This window comes from Roseinatronobacter ekhonensis, from assembly GCF_900499075.1.
GTDB lineage: Bacteria > Pseudomonadota > Alphaproteobacteria > Rhodobacterales > Rhodobacteraceae > Roseinatronobacter > Roseinatronobacter ekhonensis.
The window spans coordinates 37,600-51,562 of record NZ_UIHC01000008.1; the positions used below are offsets into that span (position 1 = coordinate 37,600).

Here is a 13,963-nt window from a genome sequence, read left to right on the forward strand (position 1 = left end):
GGGAAGCGAAACTTGACAGCCCGCGCCAGGGCCGCACTTATGGCGCATGTTCCTTGTGTCCCGCTCCACCGTGGCCAACCGGGGTGCGCTGCATATCCGCCGCGTGCCGCGCAAGTTCATGGGGCGCACAGCACTGTGGCCGCGCAGTGGCAGCTTGGCGCTTTGGGCGCGGCTGGTGTTCGAGGTGGAATTTCTGCGCTACATGGCCGCCCTCATGCCGTTTGTCGTGGCCACGCTCATCTGGCGCGAATACGCGCTGGCCATCGCGCAAGCCCCGATCCCGATGTTGATCCTGATCTACCTGGTCGAGGCGCGGCTGCTGCGTGTGCCGCCGGGCCAGCGCGCCGCACTGGTGTCAGAGGCAGAGGCAGAGCGCGGGCTGGACCTGCTGCGCGACCGCGCGCGCACCATCCTGACCAAGATTGCCGCCGGGCGCGGGATAGAGGCCGGGCGCCTGCATCTGGTGATCGAGCAATCTGAAATGCTGCGCATCGCCCCCTTGTCGCTGGTGTCTGTGCAGTCAGAGGACGGGCCAGAGATACTGGACCTGAGCCGCATGGAACGTGCGCTGATCGAGGACACGCTGTTCCAGCCGCCATTGACCGAGGCCGGGTTGCAAAAGATCGGCCTTGCCCGCAAGATCGCACTGCATGATGTCGGGCTGGACGCGCGCGAAGTCTCCGCACATGCCCGACTAGCCGCGATGATGGCCGCGCGCTCAGCCCCCAAGTGACAGCACATGCCCGAAAGGCGCTTGCGGCGGGTCCGGCTGCGGCGCGGCCCAGATGACCGGGAAGCGCGGTTTTGGGCCCATGGGTCCGTCCATATCCGACAGGATGACCAGCGCCGATGGGGCCAACTCCCCCGCGCGCGCGACAACCGGCCGAAAATCGGTGCCACCGTCTTGGGGCAACTCCAAGCCCTGCAAGGTCGCGCGCGCGGTGGCAGGGTCAAGCGGCATGTCATGATGCACCCCCTCATCAAAGCTCAGCAAATGCAAGGACGCCTGCACGCGCAAGGCGACGGCCTGCACCTCTGCCATCAGCAGGCGCAGGCTGTCATCGGCCAGCGACGCGGAACAATCCAATGCCAGCACAATACGCGGGGCGCTGCCCTGCCAGCGCATGCGCGGCTGGAACGGCGGCAAGGGCGCGCTTGTTTGCAAGGCACGCCCCGCGCCTGCCAGCCATGCCCGCGCGGGGCGCAGGGGCGCGGGTTCGGGGCGGTGCAGGGATGCCCGCGCCAGCAAGCGGCGCAAGACCACTTCCCACGGGGTGCGCGGCTGCGGCAGATCGGCCATGCGCCGTCCCAGTATGCCCAGCCCGAACCCCGCCGCAGCCCCCGCCGCCATGGCCCGCGCCATGTGCGCGCGCCATTCGGCCTGCCCGCTGCCGCCAGTGTCCGTGCCCTGTCCGCCGCTGCCACCATCCGCCGGGTGCAGGTCGGTCTTTTGTCCATCCTCTGACGCCTGCTTGCGGGCACGGCCCGCACCGTCGGGGCTGTCAGACATGCGCCGGTAAAGACGTTCGCAATCCCAATCACTTAACCCGCCTTGTTCATGCAGCGCCTGAAGCAGCTTGGCCAAGGTCAGCGCGGGGCGCGGCAGCGCGTGACCGGCCTGCACAATCGCTTCGTTCACGATAGCATCGCTTGCGATCTGCCACAGGTCGGGCGCGAACCCGTCGCCCATGCGCGCCGCCATCGCCGCCATACGGTCGGAATGCTGCAAGGCCACATGCAGAATGTGATGGCCCGCAAGCCCGGTCTGCTCATGCGCAGGCAGTGCCGCGAAATCTGGCCCGTAGCGAATGGTGGTGCCAGTCGTTTCGGCTGCGGCCTCGAGCCGCTCGGCATCGCGGTGCTGGCACCAGAGAGATAGCGCGGCAAGCGCCGGATCGGCCTCTGTCAGCGCTTGCAACGCGCGCGTCGCCCGCGCCGAATGCGTCATTCCAACCCTGCTGCGCGCCGCTCCTCGGCATAGGCGGCATAGGCAGGCGAGGTCAAAAACGCCTCGGCCATGTCATTGTCCAGCGCCTTTCGGATCAACATCTCGAACCCGTGCGCGCCAAGTTCGGCCAAGGGCATAGCGTCGAATGGCGCGGTCTTCAGGCCGCGCGCCTCGGCCATGATGTCAATCACATGGTGCATATTCTCCGCATCCGCCCGCGCCACCAGCGCGTAGATCAGCGCCGTCATGCCGTGCATCGAAGGCGGGTAGAGGCTCGCGCGCTCTTTCGTCGTCGCCTCCAGCAAATCATCCAACTGCACGGTGGCCGCGATCTCGTCGGCGATCAACAGGAATTCGGCAGCGACCGCCTCGCCCAGCACACCGGCAATCGCGGTGTTGCGCAAGGCACGGTCAGGAAGCGCACGCATCAATGCCGATACCCGCGCCCAGCTTCGCGGGGTGCAGGCGATCATATCGCCCCGGCGCAGCGCAGCCTCTCCCGTGTCCAGCAGGTCTGGGCGCGTGCGAATGAAGGCGATCACGGCAGGGTCCAGCCCCATTGGCACGGCGTAGCCCTGCACCCAGTCGCCCGCTTCGGCCACAAGGTTCAGATGCACCAAGCGGTCCGACAGCGCACTGCCCATCTCGTAAGCGATGGCGCCGTCCTCTACCGTGTTGCCAGCCGCGACAACCATGCAACTGTCGGGCAAGCGGTGCGGCCCGACGCGACGTTCCTGCAACAGCCCGTAAACGGTGGGTTGCAGCTGCGGGGCGGCGGCGGTCAGTTCGTCCAGAAACAGAACCGAGGGGGTGGCGGGGTCATCCGGCAAATCCTCTGGCCGGAACCAGATGGTGCGCTGACGCTCCATATCGAAGAACGGCAGGCCGCGCAGGTCTTGCGGCTCAATGGTGGTCAGGCGCAGGTCATACAGGCGCGCCCCGATACGGTCCGCAAGTATCTGCACGACCTCGGTTTTGCCAATACCGGGTCGGCCATGCAGCATCCAGCTTGCCGTGAGCGCGCCAGAGGCTTGCGCGTCCCACCCGGCCAAAAGCAGGTCCAGCGCGCGGCCGGTGGTGATGGGGGGTGCGTTGACCATGTCTTGCCCTTTGCCGCGATGTCACGGGCCAAGATATGGCCCGCGACGAGAGTGCGGCAAGCGTCAGGCGGGCGGTTTGGACGGCGAGTCCTCTGCCAGCTTTGTGGCCTGATCTATCCAGTTGTCGCGATCAATCCGGCCCTTGAAGCTGAGATAGCCATCAACCCAGTCAACCTCTGCGCGGGTCCAGCGGCTGATCTGCCAGAAATGGTAAAAACCAAGCCCGTTCAGTTTGCCTTCCAGCACGGGGCCAACGCCGCTGATGCGTTTTAGGTCATCCTCGTCGCCCATCGGCGCGTCCAGACCCTTGGGCTGGACCGGTTCGGGCGCGGCTGCATCGGCAGGCGCGGACGTATCGGCAGGTGCTGCGGGCGCTGGCGCCTTTTCGGCTTTGGGCTGCGCCTTGGGCGTGTCGGCATCTGTGGCGCTGTTTTTCGCGGCGGAACTGTCACTTGCCGTTGCCGAGGTGCTTGCTGCGGTAGCACCCCCAGCGGCAGCCACGGTCGCAGCGCCTGTCGCCGTGGCACTGCCAGCCGGTGCCTCCGGCTTGGCCGATGCTGTGCTAGGCGCGGGCGTTGCGGTTGCTGGCGCGGCAGGTGGTGCCGATGCGGGCGCTGCCGATGCAGTCGGCGCGGGTGCAGTCGGCGCGGCAGGTGTCGCGGTGTTGGGCATCGCCTTGGCTGTGGACGCGGATTTCGGCGCGCCCTCGGCAAGCGTAAAGATCAGCCCGATGATCAGCGCAACGACCACGCCAATCGCGACCGATCCGATCGCACCGATCCCCAGCGCAACAAGCGAGACGCCGAACATCAGCGCGCCTGCCGCTGCCGCAATGGCCCAGCCGAACAAGGGCGGGGCGTTCTTGAATTCCGAATGTGCCATCTAGGTCAATTCCTTCCTGTCTTTATTCGCTACCAGTCACGCACGCAGGGTCTGCACGGTTTGCGCGGGAAACGCATCCAGCCCGAGCGCCTGCAAGGCCGTCGCGGCAATGTCGCGCGCGCTTAGCCCTGCCTGAGCATACATCACTTCGGGGCTGGCCTGTTCGATAAATCTGTCGGCCAAGGTCATGGTGCGCAAGGCGGCACCGTTTTGCAACTGCCCGGAATTGGCGAGGTAGTATAGAACTTGGGCGCCAAAGCCACCCTGCGCGCCTTGTTCGACAGTGATAACTGCCGCGTGGTGGCGCATAAGCTGGTCGATCAAGGCGTGGTCCAGCGGCTTGGCAAAGCGCGCATCGGCAATGGTGCAAGTGATCCCGCGCGCGGCGAGGGATTCGACGGCAAGCCGCACTTCGGCCAAATGCGCGCCGAAGGACAGGAAGGCGACATGCTCGCCCTCGGCCACGATACGGCCCTTGCCGATTTCGAGCACTTGGCCGCGTTCGGGCATCTGCGCACCAACGCCGTTGCCGCGCGGGTAGCGCAGCGCGATGGGGCCGTCGTCATAGGCGGCACAGGTCTCAACCATATGGACCAGTTCGGCCTCGTCCCCCGCACCCATAACGACCATGCCCGGAAGGTTGGTCATGAAGCCCACGTCGAACGCGCCCGCATGGGTCGCGCCATCCGCGCCGACAAGCCCCGCACGGTCAATGGCAAAGCGCACGGGCAGGCCTTGGAGCGCCACGTCATGCACGACCTGATCATAGCCGCGTTGCAGGAAGGTGGAATAGATCGCGCAGAAGGGTTTCAGCCCGCTCGCCGCCATGCCTGCGGCGAATGTCACGGCGTGCTGTTCTGCAATGCCCACGTCGAACACGCGGCGGGGAAAACGCTTGGCCATGATGTCCAGCCCCGTGCCGCCCGGCATCGCCGCCGTCACCGCGACGATATTGGGGTCGCGCGCGGCGGCATCGGTCAGGGCAGTGCCGAAGACGCCAGTATAGCTGGGCGCGTTGGGCTTGGATTTCGCCTGCGCGCCGGTGGCCACGTCAAATTTCGAGACACCGTGATAGCAGCAGCCTGACGCCTCGGCCGGGGCGTAGCCCTTGCCCTTGACGGTGCGCACATGGATCAGCACTGGCCCCTCGGCCCGGTCGCGGGCCATGCGCAAGGTTGCCAGCAGATCGGGCATGGAATGGCCGTCGATGGGACCGATATAGGTAAAGCCCAGATGCTCGAACATGGTGGAATCGGGCGGGCCGCCACAGGCACGGGCGCGCGCCGCCAAAGCCTGTTCGCGCAAGGATTGCGGAAGTGCTGCCATGAAACCCTGCGCCACCTCGGACAGCGACGCATGGGGTGCGTTCAGGCGGTTCAGGTAGCTGTTCATCGCCCCTACGGGCGGCGCGATGGACATGTCGTTGTCATTCAGGATGACGAACATCCGCCGCCCCTCGGCCCCGGCGTTGTTGAGCGCCTCATACGCCATGCCGGCGGTGATGGAGCCGTCGCCGATGACCGCAATCGCATCGCCCGTGGGCTGGCCCATATCGCGCCCGATGGTGAAGCCAAGCGCCGCTGAAATGCTGGTCGAGCTATGCGCCGCGCCGAACGGGTCGAACGCGGATTCGCTGCGTTTGGTAAAGCCCGACAGCCCGCCTTCTTGGCGCAGCGTATCCATACGGTGGCGTCGGCCGGTCAGAATTTTATGCGGGTAACACTGGTGCGAAACATCCCAGATCAGCTTGTCGAACGGGGTGCGGAACACCGCGTGCAGTGCCACGGTCAGTTCCACCACGCCAAGGCTGGAGCCAAGATGGCCGCCGGTGCGGCTGACAGTCTCGATCGTTTCGCTGCGCAGCTCTTCGGCCAGCGCGGTCAATTCGTCCAGATCGAACGCGCGCATATCGGCGGGGCCTGCAACACGGTCCAGATGCGGGGTAAGGCTGTGGTCCATGGGGGTTCCCTTTCGATGCGGCGGGTTTATACGAAAAAAGGTGCCGTGGGGCCCTTGGCCCGCACGGCACCAGTTTCCTGTCGCCAACAGGAAAGGGAACCGGGCGTCACGGCCCGTGTTCGAACCGGCTAATGGCTCGAACCCTTTGAGGGGCAGGCCGGGCAAACCGCCCTGCCCCGATCCTTTGACCGCCGGGTTAAACCGTGGCGATCAGCGCAGGCGCTTCCAATGCACTATACGGCATTGGCGGCGGCGCGTTCTTGCTGTCCTCGGGCAGGAACTGCCCAACGACCCAGATCAGCCCGATGAGTGCGCCGATCCCGATCAGAACCGCGGCGGCATAGCCAGCGCCCCGCAACATTTCCGACAGGATCCAGTTCCGCAGCCTTTGGCCGGGCGACTCTTCGATGTAGTCATGCTGTGCCATAGTGACCTCCAAGTCAGTAGGTTGGGCGGTAGCCGCGGGCTTCAGCCCAGATGGCCCAGTTGTCAACGACCGTGCCGGTCAGCAGGATACCGATCCCGCCGGTCAGCGTGGTCAGCACCGCAAACCACCAGGCCCAACGGTGGATACCTTCCATCGTGGCATTGAAGCCCATGGTCCAGCGCCAGAACAAGGCCGCACGTTCACTTGCCGTGCCACGGTCCACGATCTGCTCCAACTCGCGGTCGCCGCCGAAGCGAGAGACTGCCAGAATGGTTGCCCCATGCATGGCAAACAACAAAGCCGAGCCATAGAGGAACACGATCGAAAGCGCGTGGAACGGGTTATAGAACAGGTTGCCGTAGCGCAGGCTGAACAGGTTGGTCCAATCAAGGTGCGTGAAGATGCCATACGGCACGGCTTCGGACCACGATCCCATCAGCAGCGGACGGAACAGGCCCAGCACAAGGAACAGCCAGATGGCAGAGCCGAAGGCCCAAGCCACATGTTTGCCCATGCCAAGCGCCTCGGCGCGCAGATAGGTCCGTGCCCACCATGTCATGACAGAGATCAGCAGGAAGAAGGACGCGATCAGGAAATAGCCCCCTTCACGCATTGGCGGGATGCTCAGGCCGTATTCCGGCGCGGGCGGGTCCAGCGACAGCCAGAACAGATCGCGCAGGAAGACCGCCGGGTTATACCCAGCCTGATCCCAGAACCACAGCCCGACCATGACGAACCACAGTGCCCCCGTGGCCAGCGAGATCACGCCCAGCGTGCCCAGGTAGATGGGGCCAAGCTGGGCATTGCCGAACCAGCCAGCCAGCGTGGAGAAGCTGGCCGATTTGGTGCGGTTTTCCAGCTCGACGCCTTCAACCAAGCCCATTTCGGGGGCTGCGCGCACCTGAACCTGTGTAAAGATGTTCTGATACTCAGCCATTGACGCCTCCTTCGATGTTGGACCACCAAGGCAGATCCAACCACCAATCCCACCAGTAGACCCACTGGTCGAACCAGATGGTGCCAGAGATGACGATACAGACCGCCGACCAGAACCCGGCATTCAGCGCCAGAAGCAGACCAAGACGGTGGATGCCCAGAGTGCCGACAGAATACCCGATCAGGTCACGGAAGAACGTGTCCTCGTGGTCGGGCGTTTTCATGATCTCGCCCTTCTTGGGGTTGGCAGCCGACAGAACCAGCGCGCCATGCAGCGCCAGCGCCAGTGTCGTGGTGAAGAAGAACGTCACCGCGATCATATGCGCCGGGTTGTAGTGGAAGTTGCCGTAGGTGTAGCCGACATTCGACACCCAATCGAGATGGGTCCAGATACCGTAGGGGAATGCATGCCCCCAGGCGCCCATAAGCACGGGACGAATGACAACCAGCGTGAGATAGGCAAAGATCGCCACGCCAAAGGCGAAAGGCACATGATAGCCCATGCCCAATTTGCGGCAGATCTCGACCTCGCGCAGCGCCCAGGACACGAACGCCCCGATCGCGCAGATGGTCACAACCTGCCATAGCCCGCCTTCAAGCAGCGGTGCCGGACCCAACCCATAGGACAGGGGTGGGGGATTTATTGAAATAAGCCAGGGGTTAAACGTGCCTTGCAGCACAGCCCCCCAAAAGATCAAGAGCGTTCCGAGAACCGCGAAGAACACGGTCGTTACCCCGAAAAAACCGACGTAAAACGGCCCGACCCAAAAGTCGAACAGGTTTCCGCCGACCAACGTGCCACCCGGCACGCGGTATTTGCGCTCGAAGCTCAGCAGCGCCATGCTTCCCTCCGCTAAGGTGCGGCGGCCGTCAAGGCCGTCAATGAATGGTGAAGTTGGCCACGGGCAAAGGCATGGTTGCCCATGCCCGCGGCGCTATGCTTATTCGGCAGGAACAACCCGCTCGTACTTGTCGGCAGCAATCGTGAACCAGTTGTAGGACGGGTTCGACAGCAGCACGAGATGGATCATCGCGGCCAGAAGGAACAGGAACACGCCCTGTGCCACGAAAACGCGGCGCGGATCGAAGATCAGCCAGATTTTGTAAAACTTGCTCATTTCTCAATCCTCCTCAGAACCACGGGCGCCAGATGAACACGGCCAAATGAGCCACGATAGCAACGGCTGAAAACAGCCATAGCCCGCTCATATAGACCGAGTGCAGTTCCTGGGCCTGCTCGTCGGTGAGACCTGTAAACGACAGATCAGAATTTTCAGCCATAGTATCCTCCGGATCGTAAGACTGGCACCGCACACCCTGCGGCAGGGTTGGCAGGGGTTGCCCCCCACCCCACCCGCGAACTCGCACCCGCGGGAATTCTGTTCTCGCAGCGCCTTAGCTGCGGTAAATGATCGGCGCGATCGCGCGGGCATCGGCCAGCGCGCGGCCCAACGGGCCAAGGCGCGGCAGGCGGCCCGTGGTGACAATGCGCCACGACCAGGTCAGCAGACCCACAGCCAGTGCCAAGGCAAAGACGACGGCGAAATACAGGGTGTATTCCCAGCCGCCATCGCGCGGTTGGTGATGGGCTTTGGGGGTGTTGACGGTGTAGTCAGCCATGGTTGGTTCCTCCTGCTATCAGGCTCTGGCCGGTGCGGGGGCAATACCCCGAACCAATGCGGTGTCGACCTCGTCCGCGCCTTGCTCCAGTGCGGCTCTCTCGACCGCGTCGCGCATGGTGCGCGCCGCCGAGATACGGGTCAGAATGGGGTGTTGTGCGACAATGCGGTCCAGTTCGGCTTTCGCCGCGTCGGACCAGGGCAGGTCGCGCTTCAGTTCGGCGGGCGTTGCATCAACGGCGTCCATTTCGCTGCCCAGCGGCAGGATGTGGAACAGCGCATCGAACAACCCGTTGCACACTTCTTGCAGCACATAGATCGCACCCGCATAGCCCATCATCGGCGTGCCGGTGTGGCGGCGGATGGCCGCGCCCGGAAAGCTGGCGGGAATGAAGGCAGGCGCAGGCCCGTGCCCGGCCTTCATCTCGGCCAGATACATCTTCTCGTTTATGGACCCGAACACGATCAGCGGGCGCTTCTCGGCCATCATGGCACGCACGCGGTCATTATCGGTTTTCTTGCCACGCGTGCGGGCGACGGCAAAGGCGCAGGGCATGCCCAGATCGCCCTCAAGGTAATTGCGCAAGCCGCGTGCATACGTCTCATTCGCGACCACGGCGAAACTGGCGGTGGCGTAGAAATCCTGCGTCACAGAGCGCCACAGATCCCACATCGGCTTCAGCGTCGAATGCTTCTCGCGGGTGATGAACGGCTCTGGGTCCAGCCCCAGCATATCCCCAAGCTGACGCAAGAATTTCGTCGTGCTGTCCATCCCGATCGGCGCTTGCAGATAGGGCTTGCCCAACACTTCGCACAATCCGCGCCCGAATTCGCGATACATGCAGATATTCACATCGGCATTCACAAGGTTGCGCATCTCGGCCAGATGCGCGCCCAAGGGCATGACCATGTTCACCTCTGCCCCAATGCCCTCGACCAAGCGACGAATCTCGGCCAGATCGGACGGCATGTTGAACGTGCCATACATCGGCCCCAGAATATTCACGCGCGGGCGTGCGCCCTCTTCGCGCTTTTTCTCGGGCGGCATACGGCCCTTGGTCATGCCGTATTCGGTGAAAATCCACGTCATCGCGCGGTCCGCGGCTTCCCACTGGTCCTCGTCGATGGTGCGCGGCAAAAACCGTTGAATATTGGTGCCTTGCGGGGTCACACCGCCGCCGATCATCTCGGCAATAGAGCCCGTGACAACCACGGCAGGCAAAGCGGGGTCGAGCGTTTTCCAGGCGCGTTTCATGGCGCCCTCGGTTCCGTCCCGACCCAACTCCTCCTCGCCCAACCCTGTCACGACAATCGGCAATTCATGCGGCGGCAGTGCATCGGTGTAATGGAGCACCGATGTCACTGGCAGGTTCTCGCAGCCCACCGGGCCGTCGATAACCACCTGCAAGCCTTTGACGGCACAGAACGCATAAACCGCGCCCCAATAGCCCCCTGCCCTGTCATGATCCTGAACAAGCATCAGATCATCTCCTGCGCTTTTGCGGCGCGTTCGGCCTTGTCGAGTTTCTTCTGGTGCGCGGCGCGGAAATCGGGGCGCAGGTTCGGCGACCCTTCCCAGATACCAGCCGTGTCGCCCTCGCCCACGCCCTCGAAGAAGTCGCGCATTTTGTCCATGCGTTCCTTGCCCGCGATGGCGGCGTTGATCACCTCACCCAAAGACCCGGCACCCGCAGGCCCCATCAGGGGGCGCGCGGAAATCAGGTTGGTGAAATACAGCGACGGCGTGCCCTTTTGCTTGGCATGCTGCACCACGGGGGTGGTGCCGATCACTAGGTCGGGGTCCAGACCGTCGGCAGCGGCCAGATCATCGGCCAATGATGCGCGGAACTTCACGACAACGCCGCGCGCTTCCAGCCATTCGCGGTCAGCCTGGCTCCAGCGTGATGCCGCACAAGCGGTGCCCACATAGGCCACATCCGCGCCGCTTTCGATCAGCAGGCGCGCCACGATCAGCTCGGACCCTTCATAGCCCGACAATGTAATCCGCCCGTTGATCGGGTTCGCGGCCAGCGCGTCCTTGATCGCGGGGATAAACGCGTTCTGCGCGGCAGCGACCTGCGCGGGGGCCACGCCCATCGCGTCACCAATCGCGGCCAGCCAGTCATGCGTGCCGTCCACGCCAACGGGGGCGGAGCCGACAATGGGACGACCCGCCGCCTCAAACTCGCGAACTGCCGCCGAATAGAATGGGTGGATCGCCGCCACCGCGCCGCAATCAAGCGCGGCATACATCTCGCGCCATTCACGCGTCGGCACCACGGGCCCCGCGGCCAAGCCCATCGGGGCCAGCATCGCGCCGATCATCATCGGGTCGGCGGGGAACATCTCGCCCAGCAGGGTCACGCTGGGGCGGTCCGTCCGGCCCGATTTCGGCGCGGGCACGGGGCCTGCTGCCACTTCCTGGCGGGCATAGTTCAGCATGGCCCCAGCCAACACATCCTTGGCTTCGGCATGGGTCGGAATCCCGAATCCCGGCACGTCGATGCCGATAATCCGCACCCCGTTGATTTCCTTGGGAAGCAACCGCAGCGGCACGCCGCTGGCGGTGGGCACGCACAGGTTCGTCACCACGATCGCATCATAGCGTTCGGGATCAGCCATCTGCTCGACACCTTCGCGGATATCCTCGAACAGCTTGCCCGTGACCAGCGTTTCCGAATTGAACGGCACATAGCCAACCGACCGCCGCGCGCCGTAGAAATGGCTTACGAAGGTCAGGCCATAGACACAGCAGGCCGACCCGCTCAGCACGGTCGCGACACGCCGCATCCGCAGCCCAACACGCAACGACCCGAAGGCCGGGCACATGGATTCGGGCCGGTCATGCGGCCCTTGCGGATAATCCTTGGCAAACTGGTCCAGCACCGCGCCATTGCCCGACGCGCGCGCTTGCGCTTCCATCTGCTCGGCGGGGGCGTGGCAGCCCATGCCGTCTGGGGCCACACCCTCGGGGGCCTCTCCCGCGGGCAGATCACTCTCCATCACCTCGACCTCGGCCTCGGCGGCGGAATCGTAGCTGACCTCGCCCTTCATCTTGCCCGAAATACTCCGGGGGGCGGCCGCAGGCCGGGGGGCAGCGCCCCCCTCTTTCGGGTCGATGCCATCACGCATCGTCATAGACCACTTCCAGACTGACCTTTGTCACTGCGTTCTTGCCGCGCATGTCGGTGTCGGTTGCCGGTTCCAGCACCACGTCACCGCCGGTATCCTTGCTGTCAAACAGCGCCAGCAAACCGTCCTGGTTCAGCGGCGCGGGGCGCACGGGCGGGGCGATGGCCACCGCTTCGGCCAAGCCTTCGAACATCGCGCCCCATTGGCCCTTGCTCGTGCCGACGATCTGGTAATTGGCCGATTTCTTGCGCAAATCATCATCGGCGGGGATCGCGGCCAGCACGGGGATGTCCACGGCTTCGGCAAAGGCTTGCGCCTCGCCCGTCCCGTCATCCTTGTTGATGACCAGACCGGCCACGCCGACATTGCCACCCATCTTGCGGAAATATTCGACCGCCGAGCAGACATTGTTGGCCACATACAGCGATTGCAGGTCGTTCGAGGCGACCAAGATCACCTTTTGCGCCATGTCACGGGCAATCGGCAGGCCGAAACCGCCACAGACCACGTCGCCTAGGAAGTCGAGCAGGACATAGTCGAAATCCCAATCATGGAAGCCCAGCTTTTCCAGCAGTTCAAACCCGTGGATGATCCCGCGACCGCCGCAACCGCGGCCCACTTCTGGCCCGCCAAGTTCCATGGCGAATACGCCGTTGCGCTTGAAGCACACGTCGCCAATCGCCACTTCCTCGCCGGCAAGTTTCTTGGCCGAGGATGTCTCGATGATCGTGGGGCAAGCCTTGCCGCCGAACAAAAGCGAGGTCGTGTCGGATTTCGGGTCGCAGCCGATGAGCAAAACACGTTTGCCCATTTCGGCCATCATGCAAGACAGGTTCGCCAGCGTGAAGGATTTGCCAATCCCGCCCTTGCCATAGATCGCAATGATCTGGGTGTGCTTGGTTGGCTCCGATTGTGGCACTTCCAGCGTAGGCTCTTCATGCGCTTCATCGCGCAGCCGCTGGTCCATGTCTTTCAGGTTCGGAATGTCGAGGGTCATGCAGTTGCCTCCCAGTCGATGATCATCTTCAGGCAGTCAGGATCGCTGAAGGCCGTCTCGTAGGCGGGGCCCGCCGTATCGGGGCGGGCATGGTGGGTAATCAGACCGGACAGGGACAGCTTGCCGCTGTCGATCAGCGCGCGCGTGGCGCTCAGGTCGTCGGATTGCCATTCGGCGGCGATACGCAAACGCACTTCGCGCATGAAGGCGGGCACGAAATTGAACTGGATGGGCTTGGTGTAGAATCCCGCCAGCACCACTTCGCCGCCCTTGGCAATGCGCCCGATCAGGCTGTCGAGCAGCCCTTCGGCGCCGGACGCGTCCATGACCACGTTGTAGTCGCGACGCGGGTCAGCATCGGGGTGGAGAACTTCATAGCCCTCTGCCCCGGATTGTCGCGCAGGGTTGATTTCCCAGACGGTGGGCGCGGGCGCGCCCATCGCAATGGCGATGCGCGCCATCAGGCGGCCCAATACGCCGTGTCCGACAATCAGGTCCGGCACGGTTGCATTCGGACCCGCCAACGCGTGGCGCGCGGTTGCGGCCAGCGCCAGCAGCGCGCCTTCCGGCCCGATGGCGCTGTCCACGCGGGTGACGCGGGCGGCATTGCTGACCAGATGGCGCGACGCCGCGCCAAACAGCCCAAAGACCGGACCCGATTCGCCGGGCGCAAAGCAATTGGCACCTGGCACGAACACACGTTCGCCGGCCCTGTAGCCGCTTTCCGCGCCTGCTTCGATGACTTCGCCGCAAGCCTCGTAGCCCGGAACAAGCGGGTAGCCCATGCCGGGGAATGGCGGCATCTCTCCGGTCCAGAACAGTTTTTCCGTGCCCGTAGACACGCCTGAATGGTCGACGCGGATCACCAGATCCTGCGGTCCCGGTGCCGTCAATTCCACTGCACCCAGCTTCAGCTGGCGCGGGGCGGAAAGAATGATGGCTTGGGTCTGCACGTCTGCTCCT

15 protein-coding genes are annotated in these 13,963 nt (G+C 64.1%); 1 reads left to right on the forward strand and 14 read right to left on the reverse strand.

Annotated elements, in window-relative coordinates:
* Positions 1–46 precede the first annotated feature (46 nt).
* On the forward strand, positions 47–733 hold the full coding sequence (locus tag ROE7235_RS05650; RefSeq protein WP_121093698.1) for a hypothetical protein: 687 nt from the start codon (positions 47–49) through the stop codon (positions 731–733).
* Here the strand turns inward: ROE7235_RS05650 and ROE7235_RS05655 are convergent.
* From ROE7235_RS05655 to bchC, 14 genes are all read right to left on the reverse strand, one after another.
* Positions 719–1,948, reverse strand: a complete 1,230-nt coding sequence (locus ROE7235_RS05655) for a vWA domain-containing protein (protein WP_121093699.1) — start codon at positions 1,946–1,948, stop codon at positions 719–721. The genes ROE7235_RS05650 and ROE7235_RS05655 overlap by 15 nt on opposite strands.
* A complete protein-coding gene (locus ROE7235_RS05660; RefSeq protein WP_121093700.1) occupies positions 1,945–3,048 on the reverse strand; it encodes an AAA family ATPase in 1,104 nt (367 codons plus the stop codon). Before ROE7235_RS05660 ends, ROE7235_RS05655 begins: the two co-directional genes overlap by 4 nt.
* Positions 3,049–3,111: 63 nt before the next feature.
* Positions 3,112–3,930 carry a helix-hairpin-helix domain-containing protein gene (locus ROE7235_RS05665; RefSeq protein ID WP_121093701.1) on the reverse strand — a complete coding sequence of 273 codons (819 nt, stop codon included), beginning with the start codon at positions 3,928–3,930 and terminating at the stop codon, positions 3,112–3,114.
* Positions 3,931–3,966: 36 nt separating this feature from the next.
* Positions 3,967–5,889 (reverse strand): 1-deoxy-D-xylulose-5-phosphate synthase, encoded by a 1,923-nt coding sequence (gene dxs, locus ROE7235_RS05670; protein ID WP_121093702.1) that lies wholly within the window; start codon positions 5,887–5,889, stop codon positions 3,967–3,969.
* Positions 5,890–6,085: 196 nt separating this feature from the next.
* On the reverse strand, positions 6,086–6,316 hold the full coding sequence (gene pufX / locus ROE7235_RS05675; RefSeq protein ID WP_121093703.1) for an RC-LH1 core complex protein PufX: 231 nt from the start codon (positions 6,314–6,316) through the stop codon (positions 6,086–6,088).
* 13 nt (positions 6,317–6,329) lie between these two features.
* Positions 6,330–7,253 carry a photosynthetic reaction center subunit M gene (gene pufM, locus ROE7235_RS05680; protein ID WP_121093704.1) on the reverse strand — a complete coding sequence of 308 codons (924 nt, stop codon included), beginning with the start codon at positions 7,251–7,253 and terminating at the stop codon, positions 6,330–6,332.
* Positions 7,246–8,094 carry a photosynthetic reaction center subunit L gene (gene pufL / locus ROE7235_RS05685; RefSeq protein ID WP_121093705.1) on the reverse strand — a complete coding sequence of 283 codons (849 nt, stop codon included), beginning with the start codon at positions 8,092–8,094 and terminating at the stop codon, positions 7,246–7,248. Before pufL ends, pufM begins: the two co-directional genes overlap by 8 nt.
* Before the next feature lie 99 nt (positions 8,095–8,193).
* The gene (gene pufA, locus ROE7235_RS05690; protein ID WP_121093706.1) at positions 8,194–8,370 is read right to left on the reverse strand and encodes a light-harvesting antenna LH1, alpha subunit; all 177 of its coding nucleotides are present in this window, start codon (positions 8,368–8,370) and stop codon (positions 8,194–8,196) included.
* A gap of 13 nt (positions 8,371–8,383) precedes the next feature.
* A complete protein-coding gene (gene pufB, locus ROE7235_RS05695) occupies positions 8,384–8,533 on the reverse strand; it encodes a light-harvesting antenna LH1, beta subunit (protein ID WP_121093707.1) in 150 nt (49 codons plus the stop codon).
* Positions 8,534–8,647: 114 nt separating this feature from the next.
* On the reverse strand, positions 8,648–8,872 hold the full coding sequence (gene pufQ, locus ROE7235_RS05700) for a cytochrome PufQ (protein WP_121093708.1): 225 nt from the start codon (positions 8,870–8,872) through the stop codon (positions 8,648–8,650).
* An 18-nt stretch (positions 8,873–8,890) separates the two neighbouring features.
* On the reverse strand, positions 8,891–10,351 hold the full coding sequence (gene bchZ, locus ROE7235_RS05705; protein ID WP_121093709.1) for a chlorophyllide a reductase subunit Z: 1,461 nt from the start codon (positions 10,349–10,351) through the stop codon (positions 8,891–8,893).
* The gene (gene bchY, locus ROE7235_RS05710; protein WP_121093710.1) at positions 10,351–11,925 is read right to left on the reverse strand and encodes a chlorophyllide a reductase subunit Y; all 1,575 of its coding nucleotides are present in this window, start codon (positions 11,923–11,925) and stop codon (positions 10,351–10,353) included. Before bchY ends, bchZ begins: the two co-directional genes overlap by 1 nt.
* 70 nt (positions 11,926–11,995) lie before the next feature.
* Positions 11,996–13,000 (reverse strand): chlorophyllide a reductase iron protein subunit X, encoded by a 1,005-nt coding sequence (locus ROE7235_RS05715; protein WP_121093711.1) that lies wholly within the window; start codon positions 12,998–13,000, stop codon positions 11,996–11,998.
* Positions 12,997–13,953 carry a chlorophyll synthesis pathway protein BchC gene (bchC, locus tag ROE7235_RS05720; RefSeq protein WP_121093712.1) on the reverse strand — a complete coding sequence of 319 codons (957 nt, stop codon included), beginning with the start codon at positions 13,951–13,953 and terminating at the stop codon, positions 12,997–12,999. The genes ROE7235_RS05715 and bchC overlap by 4 nt, the downstream gene beginning before the upstream one ends.
* Between the last annotated feature and the right edge of the window lie 10 nt (positions 13,954–13,963).

Coding starts and splice junctions, on each gene's coding strand:
- pufA (WP_121093706.1), bottom strand. CDS start 8,370: ATGAGCAAGTTTTACAAAATCTGGCTGATCTTCGATCCGCGCCGCGTT.
- dxs (WP_121093702.1), bottom strand. CDS start 5,889: ATGGACCACAGCCTTACCCCGCATCTGGACCGTGTTGCAGGCCCCGCC.
- ROE7235_RS05665 (WP_121093701.1), bottom strand. CDS start 3,930: ATGGCACATTCGGAATTCAAGAACGCCCCGCCCTTGTTCGGCTGGGCC.
- pufQ (WP_121093708.1), bottom strand. CDS start 8,872: ATGGCTGACTACACCGTCAACACCCCCAAAGCCCATCACCAACCGCGC.
- ROE7235_RS05715 (WP_121093711.1), bottom strand. CDS start 13,000: ATGACCCTCGACATTCCGAACCTGAAAGACATGGACCAGCGGCTGCGC.
- pufX (WP_121093703.1), bottom strand. CDS start 6,316: ATGGCACAGCATGACTACATCGAAGAGTCGCCCGGCCAAAGGCTGCGG.
- bchZ (WP_121093709.1), bottom strand. CDS start 10,351: ATGCTTGTTCAGGATCATGACAGGGCAGGGGGCTATTGGGGCGCGGTT.
- ROE7235_RS05655 (WP_121093699.1), bottom strand. CDS start 1,948: ATGACGCATTCGGCGCGGGCGACGCGCGCGTTGCAAGCGCTGACAGAG.
- bchY (WP_121093710.1), bottom strand. CDS start 11,925: ATGAAGGGCGAGGTCAGCTACGATTCCGCCGCCGAGGCCGAGGTCGAG.
- pufM (WP_121093704.1), bottom strand. CDS start 7,253: ATGGCTGAGTATCAGAACATCTTTACACAGGTTCAGGTGCGCGCAGCC.
- pufL (WP_121093705.1), bottom strand. CDS start 8,094: ATGGCGCTGCTGAGCTTCGAGCGCAAATACCGCGTGCCGGGTGGCACG.
- ROE7235_RS05660 (WP_121093700.1), bottom strand. CDS start 3,048: ATGGTCAACGCACCCCCCATCACCACCGGCCGCGCGCTGGACCTGCTT.
- ROE7235_RS05650 (WP_121093698.1), top strand. CDS start 47: ATGTTCCTTGTGTCCCGCTCCACCGTGGCCAACCGGGGTGCGCTGCAT.
- pufB (WP_121093707.1), bottom strand. CDS start 8,533: ATGGCTGAAAATTCTGATCTGTCGTTTACAGGTCTCACCGACGAGCAG.